Below are 21,510 nucleotides of genomic sequence, written 5' to 3'. Positions count from 1 at the left end.
TGCCGGTGCTTGCCGGTGCTTGCCGGTCATCGCGACGAGGTGAGCGTGGAACGCCACAGGGTGAGGTGGTCCGCGCTGTAGGTGGTGGAGCGGCCCAGGGCCACCACCTGGCCGCCGGAGACCGCCACCGCGCCGAGCCACTGGGCGCCGTCGCCGTCCAGGCTGCCCTGGCTCGGGGTGTGGCGCTGCCACTTCAGCCCGTCCTCGGAGGTCCAGGCCGCGCTGTCTCCGGCTCCCGGCGCCCCGTGCCAGCCGACGGCCACCACGCCCTCCGGCGTCGCGGCGAGGTCCTGGACGGCGGACGCCCGGTCCGCGGGGAACCAGGAGAACTCCCAGCTCGCCCCGTTGTCGTCCGACACCGCGCCGAAGGCCTTCGTACCGTCCTCGGTCCTGGCCGTGCCCGCCGCGACGACGTACCCGCCGTACAGGACCACATGCCGCAGGCCCGCGGAGGTCGCCCCCGGGGGCAGGACCGGTTTGCGCGCGGTCCAGTTGACCCCGTCGGCCGACACCCAGACCACCCCGGTCTCGCGCTCGGCCGTGCCGGTGCCGCCGACCGCCACGTACCCGGACGAGGTCGCCGAGACGTCGTGCAGCCGCACCCCCGTACCGCCCGCGGGAAGCTTGGCCGCCCTGGAGTAGCGCTTGAGGTCGGAGGAGAACCACAGGACGGGCACGGTGGCGGCGGGCCCGCGGTCCTCGCCCGCGATGACGTAGCCGGACGGCCCCGCCGCCACCGCGTGCGGGGCGAGGAAGTCGTGGTCGCCCACCGGGGCGAGGGGACCCAGCACCGGCACCCTGCGCCAGCTCTGCCCGTCGGAGGAGGAGAGCAGCAACGGCTCGGTGGAGGAGGCGTCGGTCATCGTGCTGCCCGCCGCCAGCCAGCCCCGCCTGCCGTGCGCGACGTCGGCGAGCGCCTGCCGCCTGGGACCGCCGAGGAGCTGCGCCGGGCCGCCCGCCTTCCAGTTCTCGCCGCTCGCGCTGCTCCAGATCCCGGCGTCGCCGGAGACCGCGCCGACCGCGACGAACCTGCCGTCGCCCGCGGCCACCCTGGCCGTCTCGCGGGCGGCTCTGGCGAGGCCCTGGATCCCGCTCAGGGGCACCGGTCTCGGCTCGCCGCCCTTGGGCGCGGTGATGAGGACCACCCGGTTGTCCACGTCGGCGGCGCGCTCGTCGCCGCCGACGACGAGCGTGCCGGTGTCGGACAGCGCGAGTGCCCGCAGCGAGCCCGGCACCTCGCCGAGGTCGGTGGTCCTGCTCCAGTCGCGGCCGTCCTCGCTGGTGTGGACGGTGTAGCGCTCGAAGCCCGACTCGACGACCGCGGCCACCCCCGCCGAGGAGGAGGCGAGGCGCTTGACGCCCGTGCCCTCGGGCCCCAGGCCGGTGATGGTGCCGCAGGCCTTCCAGTCGGCGCCCTCGGGCGAGCAGTAGACGCGGACCTCACCCTTGTCGCTGCGCTGCTGGGTCGGTACGAGCACGAACCCCCCGGCGGCCACGGCCAGCGCGCCCGGCTCCGGGACGACGTCGTTGAGCGCGGTACCGGTCCGCTGCCAGCTCCTGCCCCCGTCGGCCGAGCGCAGGATGACCGAGGTGGACTGGCCCTGGGCCGGGTCCGCCAGCGCGACGACGGCGTCCCCCCTGGCGACGACCGCCTTGATGCCGCGCACCTTGTCCGGCATGCCGATCTCCCGGGTCTCCACCCGGTCCCAGGCCCGCCCGTCCGGGGAGACCCAGGCGACGGCCCCGGTGGTGCCGTCCTCCAGCACGGTCGCGCCGACCGCGACGAACCCGGAGGCGGTCCTGGCCAGATCCATGATCTTGTCCCCGCGCGTGAAGGCGCCCAGCTCGCCGGGGTCGGCGGCGGTCCAGTTCTGTCCGTCGGAGCTGGTCCACAGGCCGTGCCCGGAGCCGAGGGGGTCGTTTCCCGCGGCCAGCCAGAGGCCGTCGCCGCCCGCCACCCGGCCCACCGTGGTCGGTCCCGTCTCGTACCCCTCCGGGCCGGTCACCTTGCCCAGCTGCCAGGTCGCGCCGCCGTCGGGAGAGACCAGGAACAGCGGCCTGGGGACCGGGCTGGTGGTGTCGCTGCCGACCGCGACCATGACCGAGCCCACCGAGGCCACCGCGTTGAGCACCTGGTTGGATCCGTTGCCGCCGACACCGGCCTGCGGCACGAAGTTGTCGTCGCCCGAGCTCACCTCGTCGCCGACCAGCCGGAGACCGGTGGCGAACGGGCTGCTCACCCAGCCCCACAGGACCAGGCCGCCGCCGACCGCGACGGTGAGGACCATGACCATCAGGAACGGGATCACCAGACCCCGGCCGCGCCTGCGCCTGGTCGGGGTGGAACGGCGCACGGCGGAGGGCGCGCTGGCCGGGCGGTGGTGCCGCCCGCCGTTCGGCCCCCGCCTGTCGGGCGGGCCCTGCGCGACGAGCAGGTCGGGCCTGGCGGGCCTGCCACCGGGCGGGCGCCCCACCCGGCGTACGGGTTCGAAGTCGTCCTCGACCGGCACGGAGGACCGCTCGGGCCCGGCAGGCCACCCGGGTCCGGGGTCGGGCGCCGACCCGCGATCCGGACCGGCGTCCGGCCTGGCCCGCGCTCCTGGTTCCGCCCCGGCGCCGGGTTCCGGGGCGGGCGCCGGTTCCGGCGTCGCCGCGATGCTCGGCTCGACCCTGATCCGGTCCTCGGGTGCGGGTGGCGGCGAAGGCTCCGTCCGTTCGTCCCTCACCGGCTCCCGGGGTGGCGCCGAGGCGACCAGGAGATCGGGGCGCTGCGCCCTTCTCCTGCCCTTGCGCTCGGGAGCCGGCCCGGAGGCGACCAGGAGGTCCGGACGGTCCACCAGACGCGGCCGCCCCTGCTCGGGCGTGGCGTGGCGTCCCGGCCCCGCGGACCTCTCCTCCGCGGGCCTCTCCTCCGCGGGCGGGGAATCGGCGGCGACAGGACCGGCGGGAGGCTCCTGCGGGGGCGGCGGTCCGGCGGGCCGGGCGGGAGGCTGGGGTGCGGGGCCGTAGGGGCGGGCGTACGGGCGGCGGCGCTCGCCTCCCAGTCCCTCGGGGCGGGCCCGGGGCGGCTCCCCGTCGTCCGGGGTGGGTGCCGCGAACGGCGGGAGCATCCACGGGGAGGCCATGGGACGCCCTCGCGCGCCGTCGTCGGAGGGGCCCGGCGGGGAGTGCTGGATCGTCGGCGGGGACGTGTGGGACTCCTGGGACCCGTCTTCGTGTACAGCATCGTCGTGAACGCCGTCGTCGTCTGCCGGCCACTCTCGCGAGCGCGGGTCGTGGGGGCCCGAGGCCACGCTCAGCACCTCCTTGCAGGAAGCCCGTTCCAGCCCGGAGTCACCACCCCGGACCGTTCCAGTCGTCTCCGTAACAGCAGGCCGCAACCCCTACGGATGCGGCGAATCGCACGCGACCCTACTACTACCCCGTTCTCCGGAAACGATCACCTCCCGCGGCCGGATACCCGGCTCCCGTCCGTACACAGTCAAGAGCAACACGTCCGGGCCGCGATGACGAGACCTCTCTAGTCAGATTTATCAACTGAGCGCCGGAATTGTCCTGCTTTATCCTTTAAATTCAAAAACATCAGCCACTGGAAGATCCCCCGAATCCCCCGTCGCGGGGACCGGACGGCCGGCGAGCCCGAGATCACCTCGGTGTCGTCCGCCCGTGTGCGGATTAGTTCACAGACTTCCGGAACGACGGCATGTACACCTGACGTACAACCCACCACCCCAGGGAGCGGATATGACACGGCTGGGGCCCGTATACACACTGGCGGCAGGAGCGGTGATGGCCGTCGCCCTCGGCGTGGCCAGCGCCACCACCTCACCCACCACACAGACCGTCAACGCGCAGGACGACGCACCCCCTCCGGTGGCCCAGGCCACCACGGTGGCGTCGCCGACGCCGGAGCCGGAGGTCGTCAAGACGGCCAGGCCCACCCCCGTCAAGGCCGACTACGCCGGGCGGGTCACCGGCAACGGCGGGCTGATCGCCATCTCCGTCAGGAACGGCAAGGCGGTCGGCTACTTCTGCGACGGCAAGATCGAGGCCTGGATGAAGGGCAGGGCCGCCGACGGCAAGGTCACCCTGTCCGGGCGCCACGGCGCCTCGCTCACCGCCCGGCTCGGCGGCGGCAGGGCCGCGGGGAGCCTCGGTTTCGACGGCAAGGAGTGGAACTTCAAGGCTCCGACCGTGAAGAAGCCCTCCGGCCTCTACCGGGCTACCGCGCTCGTGCGCGGCGCGAACGTCCGCGCCGGATGGATCTACCTTGACGACGGCACCCGGGTCGGCCTCACCCTCGTGGGCGACAAGGTCGCCGACGTGGCGATCCCCGAGCCGGGCGAGAACGCCGTCGTGAACGGCGTGGAAGTCGATCCGCAGGACGTCGACGAGTTCATCGAGGGGTTCTGATGAGTGACACGCAGATCACACCCGTCCAGCACCGGCAGCCGAACAACCTCGCGCCGCTCCTCGTCCCGCTCGCCGTCGGCGGGCTGGTCGCGGTCGGGCTGGGCGTCTACGGCCGGGTCCACGCGCCCACCGGGTACGCGATCGGCCTGGCCGGGTTCTCCGGGGCGCTGGCCATGAAGGCCTGGCTCACCACCGGCGCGTTCCTGCTGGCGCTGGTCCAGCTCTTCTCGGCCCTGGTCATGTGGGGCCGGATCAAGCTGGACGTGCCGTGGATCGGGACCCTGCACCGCTGGTCGGGGCGGGTGGCGTTCATCCTGACGATCCCGGTGGCGCTCCACTGCCTGTACGCGCTCGGCACCCAGTTCGACGTGCCGCGCGTGATGATCCACTCGCTGCTCGGCTGCTTCTTCTACGGTGTCTTCACCGCGAAGATGCTGTCGCTGCCCAAGCGGGGCCTGCCCGGCTGGACCCTCCCGGTCCTCGGCGGGCTGACCTTCGTCGCCCTGACCGGCCTCTGGCTGACCTCGTCGTTCTGGTTCTTCACCACCATCGGGATCAAGCTGTAGGCGGGGTGAAGGCCGTGGTGCGCCGCAGCCCGGCGGCCCTGCCCTTCGCCACGACCACCAGCGCCATCTTCCTGGACGCCTCGTCGATCATCTCGTCGCCGAGCATGACCGCGCCGCGCCTCTCGACCGTCGTGTAGTACTCGTACGCGTCGAGGATCAGCTCGGCGTGGTCATAGTCGTCCTGCGACGGCGAGAACACCTCGTTCGCGACCTCGATCTGGGAGGGGTGCAGCACCCACTTCCCGTCGAACCCGAGCGCCGCGGCCCGCCCCGCCACCCGCCGGAACCCGTCGAGGTCCTTGATCGCCAGGTACGGACCGTCGACGGCCTGCAGGTCGTGCGTCCTGGCGGCCATCAGGATCCGCATCAGGATGTAGTGGTAGGCGTCGCCCTCGGTGTAACCGGGCGGCTGCTCGCCGACCACCAGGGTCCGCATGTTGATCGAGGCCATGAAGTCGGCCGGGCCGAACACGAGCGTCTCCAGGCGCGGGGACGCGCCGCCGATGGCGTCCACGTTGACCAGGCCCCTGGCGTTCTCGATCTGGGCCTCGATGCCGATCCGGCCGACCGGGAGGCCGTTCGCCCTCTCGATCTGGGTGAGGAGCGTGTCGAGCCACATCACCTGGGCCGCGTCCTCCACCTTGGGCAGCATCAGGCAGTCGACGAACTCCCCCGCGCCCTCCACGACCTCGATGACGTCCCGGTAGGTCCACTGGGTGCCGAGGTCGTTGACCCGGACGACCCTCGTCCTGCCCGACCAGTCGCCCTCGCGCAGGGCGGCCACGATGTTCTTGCGCGCGCCCTCCTTGGCGAGCGGCGCGACGGAGTCCTCCAGGTCGAGGAAGACCTCGTCGGCGGGGAGCCCCTGTGCCTTCTCCAGAAATCTGGGGTTGCTGCCGGGCACCGCGAGACACGATCGTCGGGAACGCATGGGGAACACGCTAACGCCCGCCGGGGGACGGACGACAGGCCGGAGGGACGTTGCGGACGTTATGGCGTCCGCACAAAGACCCCGCCCTGTTCTTGGCGATGATCTCGTAGGACCCTTGCCGGAGATGTCAGAAGAATGGACATCAAGAATCTGCCAAAGGAGACCAGCACCATGGCAAACGCTTCTTCGGTGGCCAGGCCCGCCGTACTGTCCGACCTCATCCCGGCCTCCCGCGTCCGCGACGTCGCGCTCGTGGTCGGCGGCGCCGCCCTGACGGGCCTGGCGGCGCAGCTCAGCTTCCCGCTGCCCGGCTCGCCGGTGCCGGTCAGCGGCCAGACCTTCGCGGTCGTGCTGGTCGGCGCCGCCCTCGGCATGAACCGCGCGGTGCTGAGCATGGCGCTCTACATGCTGGCCGGCGTCGCGGGCGTGCCGTGGTTCGCCGACGGCGCCTCCGGCGTCGGCGGAGCCTCCTTCGGGTACGTCATCGGCTTCGTCGCCGCGGCGGCCGTCGTCGGCAAGCTCGCCGAGCGCGGCGGCGACCGCACCGTCCCGCGCACGATCGGCACGATGATCCTCGGCAACCTGGTCATCTACGCCTTCGGCCTGCCGGTCCTCGTCGCCGTCGCCCAGGTGGACCTCGCCACCGGCCTCGCCCTGGGCGTGGTGCCCTTCCTGCTGGGCGACGCCCTCAAGATCGTTGTCGCGGCGGGGCTCCTCCCGGCCGCCTGGAGGCTCTCGCGGCGCTGACCTCGTGGCGTGTACGGCCTGTACCGCCATTCGGGGGGCACAGGCCGTACATTCGTCTCATGGGCGTGATCGAGGAGGGCGCGAAGAAGTCGAGCGTCCTGTGGCTGTCGCTGGACCGGCCCCGGCTGGCCTGGCACACCTGGCACGACGGCGCGATCTACCTGGTCACCGGCGGGGGCGAGCAGCCACTGCCGGGGCTGGCCGAGGCCGGGGAGGTACGGGTGACGCTGCGCAGCAAGGACAACGGCGGGCACCTGGTGGCCTTCGAGGCCTCCGTGGAGGTGGTGGACCAGGCGAAGGTCCCCGACGCGGTCGCGGCGCTCGCCAAGGAGCGGCTCAACGCCCCCGACGGCACGAGGCTCCTGGAGCGCTGGGCGGCGGCCTCCAAGGTGATACGTCTCGTCCCGCGCGAACCCGCCTGACCGCCGCCGTCCGGCACGGCCCCCTCCGGCCGTCGGAGTCAGTCCGCCCGGCCGTCGGGGTCTACCGGTCGCCGGGTCCGTCCGGCGACGCTCAGCCCGGCTCGTACAAGCTCAATCCGGCCCGTACAAGCTCAGCCTGGCCCGTACAAGCTCAATCTGGCCCGTACAAGCTCAGCCTGGCCCGTACAAGCTCAGCCCGGCTCACCCCGGTTCATCCAGGTTCACCCCACGGGGGCCGGTTCCCCGGTCTCTCGCACGGGTGCGGGCGCGGGCAGCGCGGCCGTGGCCCGCTGGGCCAGGTAGGCGCCGACCAGGACGATCACGCCGCCCGCGATCTGGAAGGGCCCGAGCGCCTCGCCCAGCAGGATCCAGGCGACCACCGCCCCGGCGATGACCTCCAGCGAGGCGACCGTGGAGCCGATGGCGGCCGACAGGCGGCGGATCGCGAGGACACCGAGGATGTAGGCGGCGGCCGTGGCGACCACGATCAGCCAGACCAGCGCCCCGACGACCGGCAGCGTGTGGCCGCCCTCGGGGGTGGCCGTCCCGCTGATCGCCCCCCAGGGAATGTTCCACGGCCGGGAGATCGGCAGGAGCGCCACGGCGGCGCCGAGCAGGCCCCAGGCGATCAGGCCGAGCGGGTCGATGTCGTCGCCGAAGCTGTCGCTGAGCAGGAAGTATCCGGCGCAGCCCGTCATCGCGGCGAAGGCGAGCAGCAGTCCCACCGGGTCGAGGGCGAGACCCGACCAGACCTCCACCACGATGCCGAGCCCGACCACGGCGACGACGGCGCCGACGAAGGCCGCCCGCGGCAGCCGTACCCGCCGGACGAAGCGCACCCAGAGCACCACCACCACCGGCGAGGTGTACTCGATCAGCAGGGTGACGCCGACCGGCAGCCGGGTGATCGCCGCGAAGAACAGCGCCTGCACACCGGCGACCGCGATCATCGCGTACGCCAGGAGGAACGGCAGCCGCGAGCGGGGGATGCGCAGCGCCGAGGGCCGGGTGACCGCGAGGACGCCGACGAGCAGCAGCCCGGCACCCGCCATGCGGATCCAGACCGCCTCCAGCGGGGCCAGTCCCGCCGCGCCCAGGTATTTGGCCATGGGTCCCGAGAAGGCGAAGCACAGGGAGGACGCGAGCGCGATCAGCAGTCCTGCACGTCTCATGACCCACCGTTTCTGTAATTACCGTTAAGCACGTTTGATGCTGGCATGTCGCGATATCGGACAGCAAGCCGATTCCGGATTGTGAGCCGGGGTGCGTGGCAGTGACCGGTCGGCCCGAGATGCGGCCTACGCTTCAGATGTGAGGATCTTCATCGCGCGTCTCGCCGGCACCCCGGTCTTCGACCCCGCCGGGGACCAGATCGGCCGGGTCCGCGACGTGGTGGTGGCCATCGCCGGCAGCGCGCCACCGCACGTGCACGGGCTGGTCGTCGAGGTGCAGCCCCGGCGCAGGGTCTTCCTGCCGATCACCCGGATACGGTCCGCCAAGGCCGGCGCCGTCGTCTTCAGCGGCCAGCTCAACATGCGCAGGTTCGAGCAGCGGGCGACCGAGACCCTGGCCATCGCCGAGCTGCTCGACCTCCGGGTGGAGGTCGACGGCGAGCGGATGACGGTCCTGGACCTGGCCATGGAGGAGACGAGAGGCTCCGAGTGGCTGATCACCAAGGTCGCGGTGGTCGGGAGTCCCCCCGGAATAGGACTGCGCCGGCGCGGCGCGACCAAGATCGTCGACTGGGGCGAGGTCCGCGGCTTCGGCGCCGTCCAGAAGGACCAGGGCGCGGCCAACCTGCTGGTCGCCTTCGAGTCGATGCGCGCCGCCGACCTGGCCGGGGCCCTGCACGAGCTGCCCGACAAGCGGCGGGTCGAGGTGGCGGCGGCCCTGGACGACGTACGGCTCGCGGACGTGCTGGAGGAGCTTCCCGAACGGGACCAGATCGGCATCCTGAGCAGGCTCGCCCCCGAGCGGGCCGCGGACGTGCTGGAGGAGATGAACCCCGACGACGCGGCCGACCTGCTCCAGGATCTCCCCGCCGAGCAGGCCGAGGCGCTGATGGCGCTCATGGAGCCCGAGGAGGCCGCGCCGGTCAGGCGGCTGCTGATCTACCCCGAGAACACGGCGGGCGGGATCATGACGAGCGAGCCGGTGGTCCTGCCGCCGAACGCGACGGTCGCCGAGGCGCTGGCCAACATCCGCCAGCGCGAGCTCACCCCGGCGGTGGCCGCGCAGGTCTACGTGGCCCGGCCGCCCGTCGAGACGCCCACCGGCCGCTTCCTCGGCCTGGCCCACTTCCAGCGGCTGCTGCGCGAGCCGCCCTCGACCCTGCTCGGCGGCATCCTGGACACCTCCCTGGACCCGATCAGGCCGGGGTTCAGCCTGAACCAGGTGACCTCCTACCTGGCCAACTACAACCTCGTCGCGGCTCCCGTGGTGAACGAGGCGGGCCGCCTGGTCGGCGCCGTCACCGTGGACGACGTGCTCGACCACCTGCTGCCGGACGACTGGCGCGAGCGGGACGACCGGCCGAGGGGGGGCGACGATGGCTGACCGCCTCGACCAGCCCAGGCAGCCCGGCCCGCGGTTGCGCCCCCACTACGACCCCGAGGCGTTCGGGCGGCTGTCGGAGCGGATCGCCCGCTTCCTCGGCACCGCCAGGTTCCTGGTCTACATGACGGGTTTCGTCGCCCTCTGGGTCCTGTGGAACGTCTTCGCCCCCCAGTCGCTGAAGTTCGATCCCTACCCGTTCATCTTCCTGACGCTGATCCTGTCGCTCCAGGCCTCGTACGCGGCGCCGCTGATCCTGCTCGCCCAGAACCGGCAGGACGACCGCGACCGGGTCCAGAACGAGCACGACCGCAGGGCGGCGGAGCGCAACCAGGCCGACCTGGACTACCTCACCCGGGAGATCGCCGCCCTGCGGATGGCGCTCGGCGAGGTGGCGACCCGCGACTACATCCGCTCGGAGCTGCAGCGCCTGCAGGAGGACCTCCAGGAGCCCCAGGAGTCCGTGGAGTCGTGAGCCGGGGTTCCGGCCGCCCGGCCCCTCCCGCCCGGCGGACGCGCGGGCCGAGCGCCGTACCCGGCGACACGGGACGGGCGTGTGGCCGAGCGCCGTACCCGGCCACACGGGACGGGGGGTGAGCCCGGCGTCCCGCCCGGCTCACCCCCCGCGGGCCTCCTGAGGATCAGGAGCCCCTGGAGATCACTCCTGGATCAGAAGAACCGGTTCTCCGGCTCCGGCAGGTCCAGCTGCCTCGGGCCACTCCACCTGGCCGTGTCCTTCGGCACGTCGTCGCTCCGCAGGGTGCTGATCGCCAGCGGCAGGAGCACCCTGCTCCCGGCCAGGTCGACGGTGACGTTCGCGCCGGTGGCCGTCTCGTCGCTGTAGGTCGAGTCGGTGCCCGCGATCACGAGGGCCAGCCTGTGCCCCTTCTTGAAGACGTAGTCCTGCGGCAGCGTCTCCCAGCTCACCCTGCCGTAGGTGCCCGCGGGCAGCGGCGAGGGCGTGCTGAGCGAGTCGCGGTTCTGCACGTCGATCCAGCCCCGGGCGACGATCTCCAGCGGGCGGGTGGCCCGGTTGGTGACGACCTGCTTGTAGCAGGCGTCGTCGTCGGCCGTGCTCTCGCCGTGGCAGCTCTCCTCGGTGACCGTGGTGATGCCCTGGCCGCGCCGCCAGTCGATCCGGGTGTCCTCGCCGAAGTCGACGAGGAGCGCGGTCAGGTTCGAGGTGGGCTTGTCGAGCGCGACGCGCAGGTCCACCACGGGAGTGCCGGACAGGCGCAGGTCCAGCGGCAGCGCGCCGGTGGTGAAGGCCACCCTCCCCGGCTTGACGGTGCCGACGTCGGCGACCATCGCCTCCTCGGACTGGCGGATGTCGGTGAACGTGGCGGTCTGGCCCCTCTTCGCCGGTACGAGGCCGAACGAGCCGTCGGCCGCGGGGCGGAAGGGGACCTTCAGGGCGAGCGGGGCGGGCCAGTCGCGCTGGGTGGTCCAGCGGTCGAGGCTGCTCTGCACGTCGGCGCGGGGCTCGCGCATGATGCCGTTCTGCACGCCGAGCAGCCAGTGGTCGAACCAGCGGTGCAGCGTGTCGACCCAGATGTCACGGCGCCCCTCGAAGTCGAAGGGGTCCACGTGCTGGTACTGCCCGACCCAGATCTTGCGGGGCACGTTCCGGTCGGCCAGGGCCTTCCACCATTTGGAGAAGTTGTCGGGCATGACGTTGAGGTCGTTGACCGTGTGCACGGCGAAGACGCTGGCGCGCACCTTGGAGACGTCGGCCAGCGAGCCCGCGATGTAGTCGCGCTCGGCCCAGAAGCCGTTGTAGTTCCCGGTGTCGTCGCCGTCCTCGGCGTCCAGGCGCGCCCAGGTGGCCGCGCACTTGTCCGTGGGGTCGCTGTCGACGTAGTTGCCCAGCCACGACATGTAGTCGTAGTTGTAGATCACCCCGTTGGAGCGCTGGTACTTGTACCAGGAGCTGATCGCCGAGATCGGGACGATCGTCTCCAGTCCCCGCACGCCGGTCGCCGCCACGGCGTTGGCCAGCGTGCCGTCGTACGACTTGCCGATCATCGCGGCCTTGCCGGTGGTCCAGTCCGCGACCGCGGGCGTGCCGTCGGCGCGGTAGGCGGTGGCGCGGCCGTTCAGCCAGTCGATGACGGCCTTGCCACCCAGTACGTCGGCCCGCCCTCCGACGTCGGGACAGCCGTCGGACCTGGTGGTCCCGATCATGTCGACGTTGAGGACGGCGTAACCACGCGGTACGAAGTAGTTGTCGTAGTACAGGGGGAACTTCGTGACGTTCCCGGCGGCGTCGTAGACCTTCCGCTCGGCCTCGTTCCCCCGGCCGGAGTTGTCGTAGTACGGGCTCTCGTCGATGATCACCGGCACCTTGAGCCCGGGACCGGACTCCTTCGGCCTGATGATGTCGACCCGTACCCGGTCCGGCCTGCCGTCGGCGTCACTGTCGACGCTCGACTCGACATAGACGTGCTCGCGGACGGCGTCGGCGTACGAGAAGACCGGCTGGGTCCGTCCCTGCTCGACGGTGAGAGAGGGTTGGGCGGCCGCGTGGGCCGGGGTGACACCCGCCGCGACCACGATGAGGGCGGTGAGGGCTGCTCGTAACGTTGGCATCGCGCCTCCGCATTAGTCGTGAATATCCGCAATCTCCACGAGTGTCCGTATGACCGGCAAGATCCTTTATGCGTTCGACATCACTCTGGGTCTGGCATGTGACATGGCGCCCGACGACCCTGTCCGGAAGAGGGGTCAGAACGGGCAGGGCCGGGTCGCGGCAGGACGGAAACCCGTCACGGCGCTCGGAAAGACCCCGCGGGCGGTCCCGGGAGCGCCCCGGCGGCACTCCGCGGCGGACCGGCCCGCCACGAATCACCGTGGACCGGCCCGCCACGAACCGCGGCGGACCGGCGGGGACGCGCCGGACGGGACCCTGCGACCCGGACGGGGCCGGGCCCACCGCTCAGGCACGGCTCAGGTACGGCTCAGTACGGGTCGGTGTCCGCCTGCGGGCCGGGGAAGAGCTTGGTCAGCATGGCCGCGCACCGCCGCAGCTCGTCGGCGTCGAGCATGTCCAGGAACTGGGCGCGGACCCCGCGCAGGTAGGTGGGGCCGGCCTCGGCCAGCCGCGCGGCGCCCGCGTCCGTCAGGACCGCGAACAGGCCGCGCGCGTCGCTCGTGCAGGCCTCGCGCTCGACCAGGCCGTCGCGCTGGAGGCGGTCGATGAGCCGGGTCAGTCCACTGCGCGAGAGCAGCACCCGGTCGGCCAGGTCGTTCATCCTCAGCCGCCGCTCGGGCGCCTCGGACAGCTGCAACAACACCTCGTACGAGGCCAGCGCCAGGTCGTGCTCGGCCAGCAGGTCGGCCTCCAGAGCCCGGGTGATGCGAACCTGGGCCCGCTGGAGCATGCGCCAGACCACCAGCTCCGCCGAACCGACGCTCTCTCTTGACTCGCCCGCCGTGAGGGTCACGGAGTAACCTTAGAACGTTGCACGCGCATCTACACAGCGAATTGTCCGAATCCAGTGATCATCACCGGATTCGGAATTCCTTCCGGTGTCCTCGGGTTTCATACCATGGGCCCACGACTCCGACCGTTCCCTGACGGGATCGGCCTCCTGCCAAGCCATACGGGCGCCACGACGGGCAGGTCCCGCCGGTGAGACGCCTCATCGATAACAGACAAGGAGGGACGGCATCCCCCGTCGCCCCAGGGTGGCGTGATTGCCGACACTTCGATGGCACCTACCCCGGAACTGGTGATGGCCGCCCTCGCGACCGTCAACGACCCTGAGATCCGTCGGCCGATCACCGAACTCGACATGGTCAAGAGCGTCGACATCTCCCCCGAGGGAGCCGTACGTGTCGCGATCTTCCTGACGGTGTCCGGCTGTCCCATGAAGGACACCATCACCCGGGACGTCACCGGCGCGGTCTCCAAGGTCGGCGGAGTGACCGGTGTCTCCGTCGAGATGGACGTCATGAGCACCGAGCAGCGCAAGACGCTGCAGACCAAGCTGCGCGGCAACAAGGGGCCCGAGAAGGAGATCCCCTTCGCCCAGCCCGGCTCGCTGACCCGCGTCTTCGCGGTCGCCTCCGGCAAGGGCGGCGTCGGCAAGTCGTCCGTCACCGTCAACCTCGCCGCCGCGATGGCCGCGAGCGGCCTGAAGGTCGGCGTCGTCGACGCCGACATCTACGGTCACAGCGTTCCCCGCATGCTCGGCGTCTCCGAGCGCCCCACCAAGGTCGAGGACATGATCATGCCGCCGGTGGCGCATGACATCAAGGTCATCTCGGTCGGCATGTTCAAGCCGGAGGGCAACACCCCGGTCGTGTGGCGCGGCCCGATGCTCGACCGGGCCCTGCACCAGTTCCTGGCCGACGTCTACTGGGGCGACCTGGACGTGCTGCTGATGGACCTGCCCCCGGGGACCGGCGACATCGCGATCTCCGTGGCGCAGCGGATGCCCTCGGCGGAGCTCCTGGTGGTGACCACCCCGCAGCAGGCCGCCGCCGAGGTCGCCGAGCGCGCCGGATCGATCGCCGTCCAGACCCACCAGCAGATCGCCGGTGTCATCGAGAACATGTCGTGGCTGCCCTGCCCGCACTGCGACGAGCGGATCTCGGTCTTCGGCGAGGGCGGCGGCCAGACCGTGGCCGACGCGCTGACCCGCACCCTCGGCTCCCGCGTGCCGCTCCTGGGCCAGGTGCCCATCGACATGCGCCTGCGCGAGGGCGGCGACGAGGGCAAGCCTCTGGTGCTGACCGACCCGGACGCCCCGGCGGCGGTCGAGCTGGGCCGCATCGCCGCCTCCCTGAGCAAGAAGTCGGGCAGCATCAAGGGCCTCCAGCTCGGCATCTCGCCCACCCGGCGCGGCTGAGCCCCGGCTCACCGCCCGGCCGGACCGGCCACACGCCCCCGGGGGAACGGACCTGCTCCGCCCCGGCCGGCCCGGACCCTCCCCAGGCACGGCCCCAGGCACGACGACGGCGGCGCCCCTTCACGGGGCGCCGCCGTCGGCCGTATGAGACGCGTTTCAGCCGGATGGGACCTGACGACCAGGCGAAGCTCGGCGATCAGGTCGCGTCGGAGTCGTACGGGGGGACCTCGCCGTAGCCCAGCTCGTCGGCGTCGCTCATCGCGTGTGAGGCCGGTTCGGCGGTGGCGGTGGTGGCCGAGGTGGCGTTCCAGTCGTCCTCGAGGTCGGCGGTGAGGTGCTTGCGGACGAAGTTCTTCGGGTTGAGGTCGGCCGGGTCGAAGTCGGCGAACTCGGGCCCGAGACCCGTCCGCAGGTCGTCTCTCGCGTTGTTGGCCATCCGGCGCAGATTGCGCAGCGTCTTGCCCGCCTGCGAGGCGGCCTGGGGAAGCTTCTCCGGGCCGAAGACGAGAAGGGCGATCACCACCAGCGCCACGATCTCAGGCCAGCCGAGTCCGAACACGGTGATCTCCTACCGGGAGGATGCCAGAAGCTCCTCTCCGGCCACACGCCGGAGAGGTTCCACACTAACGCCCCCACTCGTGAGCACGCGCCCCGCCCTCGCGCTCAGGAGGGTTTGGGGGAGGGCTGCTCAGGAGCGGCGCCGACGGTCACCGTCGCGATGTTCTCCTGACCGCCACGCTGGTACTTGATCGAGAGCTTCTCGCCGGGGGCCCTGTTGCGGATCATCGCGATCAGCTCGTTGCCGTCCTGGAGCACGACGCCTTCGACCTCCAGGATGACGTCTCCGGGCTTGAGCCCCGCCTGGGCGGCGGGACCGTTCGGCTCGACCGGCTGGGTGCCCTGCCTGGGCTCGGTGGCGATGCGCACCCCGACGCCCTGGTAGGTCGGGTCGATGGCGACGCCGATCCGCGACTTCTTGGCCTTGCCCGTGGTGATCAGCTCCTGGGCGACCCGCCGGGCGTGGTTCACCGGGATGGCGAAGCCGAGGCCGATGCTGCCGCTCTGGCCGCCGACCGACCTGCCGAGCGTGGCGATCGCCGAGTTGACGCCGATGACCTCGCCGTTGACGTTGACCAGCGGGCCCCCCGAGTTTCCGGGGTTGATCGCGGCGTCGGTCTGCACGGCGCTGAGCCAGGTCGCCTCGGAGCTGTTCTCCTCGCCCGCCTGGACGGGACGGTTCAGCGAGCTGACGATGCCGGAGGTGACGGTGCCGGTCAGCCCCAGCGGGGATCCGATGGCGATGACCGGATCGCCCACGACCACGTTGTCGGAGTTGCCGAGGGTGATCTCGGGGGCGCCGAAGGTCTCCGCGGGCTTGACCACGGCCAGGTCGGACTCGGGGTCGGTGCCCACGACGATGGCGGAGGTGGACTTGCGGTTGTTGAACTGGATCTGGATCTGGCCGCTCGGTTCGGCGTTGGCCACCACGTGGTTGTTGGTCACCACGTAGCCGCCCTTGATCAGGAAGCCGGAACCGGTGCTGGAGCTCGCTCCGCCTTCGACGGCCAGCGACACCACGCTGGGCAGGACCTTCGAGGCCACGCCCGCGACGGATTCGGGGGGCCGGACGTTGGACCCCGTCGGCGCCCCTCCCAGGCTGAAGGAGGGGTCGCGCCCCGAGCCCGCGGGCTTGGTGAGGAGGTAGGTGCCGACGCTGCCCAGCGTGGAGGCGAGCAGCGCGACCATCAGGGCGAGGATCACCAGCGTGGCGGTACGCGGCCCGCGCCGGACGGGCGCGGGCGCGGGCGGCGGGCCGCCGAAGCTTCCCGGAGCCCCCAGGCTCCCCGGAGGCGGCGCCCAGCCCGGTCCCATGCCGAACGCCTGGGCGGGCGGCGGGGGCGGAGCGGGCTGGGAGGCGAAGACCGCCGTGTCGTGCCTGGGCCTGCCCGAGGGATCACCCCAGTGCTCCCCGGTGAAGCCGGGATCCCGGCCGCCCTCGCCGGGCGGCACGTCCCTGTCGTCGTACCTGTCGTCGTGGCGGAGCAGCTCGGGCTGGTCCTGCCGGCCCCACCGGGTGCGGTCGGGCGGGGCGCCCAGCTGGCTCCAGCCGTCGTCGCGGGGCTGCTCGGCCTGGTCGCGGGGCTGCTCGGCCGGGAAGGGCCCCTCCCCTGCGGGCAGGAACTCCGGGCGGGAGAACTCAGGACCTGAGGAGTCGGCGCGTCGGGACTCAGGAGTGCCGTGTCCGCCGTCGGTGAAGTCCGACGGTGTACGCCCCTCAGCATCGTGCGCCTCATGGGAAGGACGGGCATCGTCGGTCATCGAATACTCACTACTCCTTGCCTCGCAGGCGGCCGCTCAACCGAGTCAACCCGGCAATCTTCCCCCGAGCGGCATACGAGATGTGTAAAGCACGCGTTATCCGAAGGGATTGACCCAGGAGAGCAGGCGGCTCGCGCCTCGGCCGAGCCGCGTCCAGAGATCGGGAACGGGCTCGTGCGGCAACGCCGCGACAGCGGCGTCGACCATGTCGGCCGGCGCGTCGGCAAAGACGGTGTAGACATGACCCCCACTCGCCCAGATCGTCTCCTGCCCAGCTGGGTCTCGAACCCAGATCGTATGCCCCTTGCGCTCCTCCGCATGCCAACCACGGAGGCGTTCCTCATCAAGCATCCCAGACTGGATAAAAACCGACACAACCGACAGGCCGTCCGAGTAGCCCAGATACAAGTATCCAGGAGGGATGTCGTGCGCGGCGAACAGCTCCAGGCGCCCGGGCAGGGTGCGGGGGAACCGTCGGCCCTCGGCTTCCAGCCGGGGAAGCTCGGCCAGGTCCGGGCCGCCGGCGGCCGTCAGGGGCGCCGTCCCCCTCTCCACCGGGTCGAGCGTCAGATCGACGAAGGCCCCGGCGCTGACGACCCGGCCCTCCGCGTCCATGAGCTCGCGGCGCAGCACCGGGCCCCCGGCCTCGTCGAGCCAGTATCGGGCGGCGGCCGTGCCGTCGGCCCGCAGGACGTCCACGAGGCGGGCGGGGCGTCCGCAGGCGAAGCCCTCCCCCGCGGTCACGACCCGGTAGTTGCGGGCCAGGACCTCGAGCATCGCCTCGGACGGGCTGGACATGCCCCCGGCCGGGGTGCCGGGATCGGCCTTCCGCACGGAGCCGGAGGGCTCGGCGCGGACCGTCATGCCCTTTCCGGGGACGTTTCGCACCTCCAGCACCGAGGCGGCGGCACCGGAGGAGGCGTCGGCGCCCCAGGCGGTGACGTACTGGGTGCCGGAGTATCCACGGGACCGGCCCGCGGCCGCCGCCTCACGGAGCAGGTGCAGGCCGGTGTCCTCGCTCTCGACGTCGTCCGGCGGCACGGCGTGCGGGGACCGGACGGCGTACGCCGGACCGCCCGCCACCAGCCCCAGCAGCAACAGGGCGGCCAGGATGACCGTGGCGGGCAGCCGGATCACGGAGAGGGGGAGAGAATCGGCGTCGCCGATCCGCCGTAGGGCGCGGTGTTCCTGTGCTGGTTGGCGAACATGTCGACCGGTGGCACGACACGAGGGTTGGGGTCGGTCCCGCCTACCACGAACAGCGTCCCGATCGCCACGGCCGCCGAGGCGACGCCCACCGCGACGTATCCCGCCCTCCGGGCACGGCGGGGGCCCCCGGCACGGCCGCGGGGCCGGTTGTCGGGGGGAGCGACGCTGTGCATGCTCGGAATGGGCGCGCCGCCGAAGGTGCGTGAGGCCGGAAAGGGGCGCTCACGCGGGGGCAGCGGGCCGCCGGGCTCCGCCATCCGCAGCAGGGACGTCGTCAGGTCCGTCGGCATCGCGGGACCGTCGAGGGACCGCAACCGGCTCTTCAGCGCCCGCATGGCGTCGACCTCGGCCCTGCAGGGGGCGCAGAAGGTCAGATGCGACAGGGCACGGTCGCGCTCGTGGTGATTCAGCTCACCGTCGACCAGTGCGGAAACGCGTTCTCCAAGGTGACTCATGCGCACTCCTTGCCAAGTGGCTCGTCGTGACATTCGTCATGACTGTGGTTTCTCATGCGAATTCCTCCCCGTGGGTAACGCTCGGGGGGAATTGATCGTTCCGCGGCGCGCGATGCTCCAGCGCCTCACGCAGCTGCGCCCGCCCACGGTGGATCCGGCTGCGTACCGTGCCGAGCTTCACGCCCAGCGTCGCCGCGATCTCCTCGTAGGACAGCCCCTCGATGTCACACAGAACGACGGCCGCGCGGAACTCGGGCGCGAGCGCGTCGAGTGCCGCCTGGATGTCGGGCTCCAGATGGGTGTCGTCGTACACCTGTGCGGGAGAGGGCTCGCGCCCGCGCAGCCGCTCGGCGGCGTCGTCGGCGAGCCCCTCGAACCTGATGCGCTGCTTGCGCCGCGCCATGTCGAGGAACAGGTTGGTGGTGATGCGGTGCAGCCAGCCCTCGAAAGTGCCTGGCGTGTAGTTCGACAATGACCTGAAGACCCGGACGAAGACCTCCTGTGTGAGATCTTCCGCATCGTGCACGTTGCCGGTCAGCCGATAGGCCAGCCGGTAGACGCGCGCCGAGTGCGTCCGGACCACCTCCTCCCATGTAGGAGGCGTCCAATCAGACACGGGAGCTTCGGCCTGGTGGTCGGACTCCTCCACCAGCACTCCTCTCTCCGGGACCACCGCTATCGCCATAGTGCCTGGTTTCGTCCCTTCGTGCGCACTGACTACCTTCAGGACCGGCAAAGGCCGCTTAAACCGTGCAACGCACCGGGGGTGACATGAGTTCCCGATCGGGCCTGCCTCCCTTAGGCTGCGACCCAGTGCCTATATGACTGTGTACGGAGAAAGCGGGAGGAGAGGCCGATGGCAGAGACGCCGACAAGTCCGTTGGAGGCCACTCTGGCCTATGCCGACGAGTTCCACAGGGAGGACGACATCCTGCGGGCCGCGCGCATGCGCGGCGCGGAAGTGGGAGCGCCCCCGATCCTGCCCGGTGGCGGCGCCGCTCTCTGCTTCCTCGCCACCGCCATCAACGCCCGCGCCGTCGTGGAGATCGGCACCGGCTGCGGAGTCTCGGGGTTGTGGCTGCTCCGCGGCATGCGCCAGGACGGCACGCTCACCAGCGTGGACGTGGAGCCCGAGCACCAGCGGCTGGCCAGGCAGAGCTTCGCCCAGGCCGGATTCTCCGGCGGCCGGATCCGCCTGATCACCGGCCGCGCCCTCGACGTGCTCCCCCGCCTCTCCGACGGCGGCTACGACCTCGTCTTCTGCGACGGCGCCATGCACGAGTACGCCGACTATCTGGCCGAGTCCGTCCGGCTGCTGCGGGTCGGCGGCATCGTCGTCTTCGACAACGCCCTCTGGGGCAACCGGGTGGCCGACCCCGTGCAGCGCGACCCCGACACGGTCGCCATCAGGGAGCTGGGCAAGCTGGTCCGCTCCGACGAGCGGCTCCGCCCGCTGATGATGCCCCTGGGGGACGGCATCCTGGCGGCCGTCAAGCTCGCCGACTGACACCGTCCCGTCGCGTCCCCTGTCGTCCCCGGTCAGCGCTTCTGGAGCCCCGACAGCCATTCGAGCAGCAGGCGCACGCCGAATCCGGTGGCCCCCTTGCTGAAGACACCCTCGTCCGCGCCGCTGCGGCCGACACCCGCGATGTCCAGGTGCGCCCACGGCCGCCCGCCGGTGAACTCGCGCAGGAACAGCGCCGCGGTGATGGAACCGGCGCCGTAGGTCGAGCCAGCCTCGATGTTGGTCATGTCGGCCACGGACGAGTCGAGCGCGGGAACGTAGTCCTCGATCAGGGGCATGCGCCAGAGCCGCTCCCCGCTGGCCGTCCCCGCCTCGGCCAGCGCGCCGGCCAGCTCGTCGTCGGAGGCGAAGACCGCGCCGAGGTCCTTGCCCAGGGCGATGCCGATCGCCCCGGTCAGCGTGGCGATGTCGACCATGACGTCCGGGTCCAGCTCCGCGTCGGCGTAGGCCAGCGCGTCGGCCAGGACCAGACGCCCCTCGGCGTCGGTGTTGAGCACCTCCACGGTCCGGCCGCCGTACTGCGTGATCACGTCGGAGGGACGCTGGGCCGTGCCGGAGAACGCGTTCTCGGCGGCGGCGACGAGACCGGTGACCCGCACCCGCACGCCGAGCGCGGCCAGCGCGCCCAGGACCGCGATGACGACGGCCCCGCCGGCCATGTCGGTCTTCATGAACACCATGTTGCTCGTGGGCTTGAGCGAGATGCCGCCGGTGTCGTAGGTGATGCCCTTGCCGACCAGGACCACGTGGCCGGTCGCGTCCTCGGGCTCGTAGGAGAGCTGGATCAGCCGGGGCGGGTGCACCGACCCCTGCCCGACGGCGAGGATGCCGCCGAACCCGCCGGAGCGCAGCTCCCGCTCGTCCCACACCCGCACCGCGACGCCCTGCTCGGCGGCGCGCTCGGCGAGCCAGGCGGGGGACTTCACCGAGGAGGGGGTGTTGGCCAGGTCCCTGGCGAGCGCCACGGCCCCGGCGATCACCTCGGCCTCGGCGACCTCCGCCTCGACCCCCTCGCCGACGAACTCGAGCGTCACCGGGGCGGACTTCGCCTCGCCGGCCCTGAAGGTGTACGTGGCCAGCAGCGCGCCCTCCACGAACGCGGTCACCGGCCCGCCCGGGAGCACGATCCTGATGGCGTCCCTGCCCTTGCCGCGCCGCGCCACCGCCGCACCCGCCTTGCGCAGGGCGGTCGCCGAGCCGTCGCCGACCCCGTAGAGGAGCACCCGGCCGACGGCGTCGCCGTTCGCGACGGGAACCTCGACGATCTCACCCGCCTCGCCCTTGGCCTTGTGGTGGGCGAGCAGCGCCGCCGCGGGCACCGGCAGCTCGATCTCGGGCGCGAGGTCCTCGGCGAAGGGGACGGCCAGCAGCTCGGCGTCACCGGGGAGCCCGGAAAGCACGGTCCCGGCTTCCTCCCCGGTGGCGGGCGCCGCGCCCCCGGGGGACGCGGCGGAGAGCCCCTGCGCGTAGGGAACGCGAGGCAGGAGCAGATGGGGGGAGATGGGCATAGGGGTAAC

General features: G+C 71.8%; 19 protein-coding genes. 8 read left to right on the top strand and 11 right to left on the bottom strand.

Annotated features, from left to right (window positions below):
• Nucleotides 1–26: 26 nt before the first annotated feature.
• A complete protein-coding gene (locus tag AB0G15_RS09405; RefSeq protein WP_362836984.1) occupies nucleotides 27–3,125 on the bottom strand; it encodes a hypothetical protein in 3,099 nt (1,032 codons plus the stop codon).
• 619 nt (nucleotides 3,126–3,744) lie between these two features.
• On the opposite strand from AB0G15_RS09405, the gene AB0G15_RS09400 reads away from it, so the two are divergent.
• Together AB0G15_RS09400 and AB0G15_RS09395 are read left to right on the top strand one after the other, a co-directional pair.
• Entirely contained in the window at nucleotides 3,745–4,413 is a 669-nt protein-coding gene (locus tag AB0G15_RS09400) for a hypothetical protein (RefSeq protein ID WP_362836982.1), read from the top strand.
• Nucleotides 4,413–4,979 carry a DUF6529 family protein gene (locus tag AB0G15_RS09395; protein WP_362836980.1) on the top strand — a complete coding sequence of 189 codons (567 nt, stop codon included), beginning with the start codon at nucleotides 4,413–4,415 and terminating at the stop codon, nucleotides 4,977–4,979. The genes AB0G15_RS09400 and AB0G15_RS09395 overlap by 1 nt, the downstream gene beginning before the upstream one ends.
• Here AB0G15_RS09395 and AB0G15_RS09390 read toward each other — a convergent pair.
• On the bottom strand, nucleotides 4,969–5,910 hold the full coding sequence (locus tag AB0G15_RS09390; protein WP_362836978.1) for a CoA ester lyase: 942 nt from the start codon (nucleotides 5,908–5,910) through the stop codon (nucleotides 4,969–4,971). The two genes, AB0G15_RS09395 and AB0G15_RS09390, sit on opposite strands and share 11 nt — an antisense overlap.
• Before the next feature lie 171 nt (nucleotides 5,911–6,081).
• Here AB0G15_RS09390 and AB0G15_RS09385 point away from each other — a divergent pair, with 171 nt between their 5' ends.
• Both AB0G15_RS09385 and AB0G15_RS09380 read left to right on the top strand, forming a co-directional pair.
• Nucleotides 6,082–6,657 carry a biotin transporter BioY gene (locus AB0G15_RS09385; protein ID WP_362836976.1) on the top strand — a complete coding sequence of 192 codons (576 nt, stop codon included), beginning with the start codon at nucleotides 6,082–6,084 and terminating at the stop codon, nucleotides 6,655–6,657.
• 59 nt (nucleotides 6,658–6,716) lie between these two features.
• Nucleotides 6,717–7,079 carry a hypothetical protein gene (locus tag AB0G15_RS09380; protein ID WP_362836974.1) on the top strand — a complete coding sequence of 121 codons (363 nt, stop codon included), beginning with the start codon at nucleotides 6,717–6,719 and terminating at the stop codon, nucleotides 7,077–7,079.
• A gap of 221 nt (nucleotides 7,080–7,300) precedes the next feature.
• Here AB0G15_RS09380 and AB0G15_RS09375 read toward each other — a convergent pair whose 3' ends face one another.
• Entirely contained in the window at nucleotides 7,301–8,251 is a 951-nt protein-coding gene (locus tag AB0G15_RS09375; RefSeq protein ID WP_362836972.1) for a DMT family transporter, read from the bottom strand.
• A 139-nt stretch (nucleotides 8,252–8,390) separates the two neighbouring features.
• Between AB0G15_RS09375 and AB0G15_RS09370 the strand changes: the two genes are divergently transcribed.
• Together AB0G15_RS09370 and AB0G15_RS09365 are read left to right on the top strand one after the other, a co-directional pair.
• On the top strand, nucleotides 8,391–9,635 hold the full coding sequence (locus tag AB0G15_RS09370; protein WP_362836970.1) for a CBS domain-containing protein: 1,245 nt from the start codon (nucleotides 8,391–8,393) through the stop codon (nucleotides 9,633–9,635).
• Nucleotides 9,628–10,107: a DUF1003 domain-containing protein gene (locus AB0G15_RS09365; RefSeq protein ID WP_362836968.1), complete on the top strand. Its 480-nt coding sequence runs from the start codon at nucleotides 9,628–9,630 to the stop codon at nucleotides 10,105–10,107. Before AB0G15_RS09370 ends, AB0G15_RS09365 begins: the two co-directional genes overlap by 8 nt.
• A 194-nt stretch (nucleotides 10,108–10,301) precedes the next feature.
• Here AB0G15_RS09365 and AB0G15_RS09360 read toward each other — a convergent pair whose 3' ends face one another.
• Entirely contained in the window at nucleotides 10,302–12,221 is a 1,920-nt protein-coding gene (locus AB0G15_RS09360) for a Xaa-Pro dipeptidyl-peptidase (RefSeq protein ID WP_362836966.1), read from the bottom strand.
• Between the two features lie 368 nt (nucleotides 12,222–12,589).
• Nucleotides 12,590–13,075 (bottom strand): MarR family transcriptional regulator, encoded by a 486-nt coding sequence (locus AB0G15_RS09355; RefSeq protein WP_362836964.1) that lies wholly within the window; start codon nucleotides 13,073–13,075, stop codon nucleotides 12,590–12,592.
• Between the two features lie 267 nt (nucleotides 13,076–13,342).
• On the opposite strand from AB0G15_RS09355, the gene AB0G15_RS09350 reads away from it, so the two are divergent.
• Nucleotides 13,343–14,485: a P-loop NTPase gene (locus AB0G15_RS09350; protein WP_362836962.1), complete on the top strand. Its 1,143-nt coding sequence runs from the start codon at nucleotides 13,343–13,345 to the stop codon at nucleotides 14,483–14,485.
• Between the two features lie 196 nt (nucleotides 14,486–14,681).
• Here the strand turns inward: AB0G15_RS09350 and AB0G15_RS09345 are convergent, their stop codons facing one another.
• The 5 genes from AB0G15_RS09345 to sigE all read right to left on the bottom strand — a co-directional run bounded on the left by AB0G15_RS09345 (nucleotide 14,682) and on the right by sigE (nucleotide 19,153).
• Nucleotides 14,682–15,044, bottom strand: a complete 363-nt coding sequence (locus tag AB0G15_RS09345) for a sec-independent translocase (protein ID WP_362836960.1) — start codon at nucleotides 15,042–15,044, stop codon at nucleotides 14,682–14,684.
• 104 nt (nucleotides 15,045–15,148) lie between these two features.
• Nucleotides 15,149–16,804 carry a trypsin-like peptidase domain-containing protein gene (locus AB0G15_RS09340; protein ID WP_362836958.1) on the bottom strand — a complete coding sequence of 552 codons (1,656 nt, stop codon included), beginning with the start codon at nucleotides 16,802–16,804 and terminating at the stop codon, nucleotides 15,149–15,151.
• Nucleotides 16,805–16,900: 96 nt separating this feature from the next.
• Nucleotides 16,901–17,941, bottom strand: coding sequence for a sigma-E factor regulatory protein RseB domain-containing protein (locus AB0G15_RS09335; protein WP_362836956.1), 1,041 nt, complete (start codon nucleotides 17,939–17,941; stop codon nucleotides 16,901–16,903).
• Entirely contained in the window at nucleotides 17,938–18,468 is a 531-nt protein-coding gene (locus tag AB0G15_RS09330) for an anti-sigma factor (RefSeq protein WP_362685337.1), read from the bottom strand. The genes AB0G15_RS09335 and AB0G15_RS09330 overlap by 4 nt, the downstream gene beginning before the upstream one ends.
• A 52-nt stretch (nucleotides 18,469–18,520) precedes the next feature.
• On the bottom strand, nucleotides 18,521–19,153 hold the full coding sequence (gene sigE, locus AB0G15_RS09325; protein WP_329085768.1) for an RNA polymerase sigma factor SigE: 633 nt from the start codon (nucleotides 19,151–19,153) through the stop codon (nucleotides 18,521–18,523).
• A 171-nt stretch (nucleotides 19,154–19,324) separates the two neighbouring features.
• Here sigE and AB0G15_RS09320 point away from each other — a divergent pair, with 171 nt between their 5' ends.
• The gene (locus AB0G15_RS09320; protein ID WP_362685333.1) at nucleotides 19,325–19,975 is read left to right on the top strand and encodes an O-methyltransferase; all 651 of its coding nucleotides are present in this window, start codon (nucleotides 19,325–19,327) and stop codon (nucleotides 19,973–19,975) included.
• A gap of 32 nt (nucleotides 19,976–20,007) precedes the next feature.
• On the opposite strand, the gene AB0G15_RS09315 is transcribed toward AB0G15_RS09320, so the two are convergent.
• Entirely contained in the window at nucleotides 20,008–21,501 is a 1,494-nt protein-coding gene (locus tag AB0G15_RS09315; protein WP_362836954.1) for a leucyl aminopeptidase, read from the bottom strand.
• Nucleotides 21,502–21,510: the final 9 nt, after the last annotated feature.

Origin of the sequence: Streptosporangium sp. NPDC023825 (assembly GCF_040639575.1) — a bacterium.
Lineage (GTDB): Bacteria > Actinomycetota > Actinomycetes > Streptosporangiales > Streptosporangiaceae > Streptosporangium.
This window is presented reverse-complemented; position numbering and strand designations above follow the sequence as displayed.